At 33.7% G+C, this 958-nt stretch carries 1 protein-coding gene; it reads right to left on the minus strand.

Annotated features, from left to right (window positions below):
• Nucleotides 1-106: 106 nt before the first annotated feature.
• Nucleotides 107-958, minus strand: an 852-nt coding sequence (locus AWV70_RS20220; protein WP_153010070.1) for a HipA family kinase, incomplete at its 5' end; no start/stop codon positions are given.

The raw sequence follows: 958 nt of genomic DNA on the forward strand, positions 1-958 counted from the left end.
CTTTCATCCAATAGAAGGAATTTTGTCTCTACAGTTTCATTATAACTATGCATAATAACGCCAATATTTACTACTTCACCCGTCAAATTATCAGAACAATAGCGCACTATACTATACGTACATTCATTGCTTTTTTCCACTGTAATTCACCACCCAAATAATTAGTAAAAGCCATTTTATCAGCCATTCTTTGAATAATAAATCTAACCAGATCTTTTTGTGTTAAAATGAACCTTTTGTAATATGCCAACTGCGCATCTCTATCTGATTTCACAAACCATTCGTCCGGTATTTGATTAAACCAATCATCAACTAAGCCTTCCGAGATACTTTCGATTCGATCGACTACATTTAGAAAAGAATGTTGTTGAAGATTAGTTAAATCAATCTTCTGTTCAATCGCATCAAATACAACCCCTAGACCATTTATAAGACCATTTTTAATATTGTTCCCAAATGCAATATTAATAAACTGATCGCAATATGCATTTGTATTATTTGGTAATCTCATTGCATTTACCTTGGAGGCATGCCATATAGGGCCAAAAAATGCATGCCCATGGTCAATCGCGAAAATTTTTCTTCCTTCTGTTGTTTGAGCCACTAAAAGGTTGCCATCATTTCCATAGCGATCAAAGTTGGCAATTAATAAATCAAAAGCGATTACATTTGCTATATCATTAATATTTTCAACATTAGAGAAAAATGCATTCCAAGTTCGAGAAATGTAAGGCTTTTTCATCTGGATCATTTCTTCGTAATTCTCAAGCAGATTGTCTTCTTTTTCTAATTCCAGACTAGCGAAGAGGTTGCCTTCATAAAATCTGTGAACAAATGTTGCGGTAGGATCCTTTTCGAGAATTCTTTTATCCATATATGCAATTGCCGATTCCGGAACTGGTACACCTAAATATTTGGCTATCTGATAAGAGAGTAATTCGTTTAGAAACATACAATT

Source organism: Sporosarcina koreensis (genome assembly GCF_001531445.1).
Taxonomy (GTDB): domain Bacteria; phylum Bacillota; class Bacilli; order Bacillales_A; family Planococcaceae; genus Sporosarcina; species Sporosarcina koreensis_C.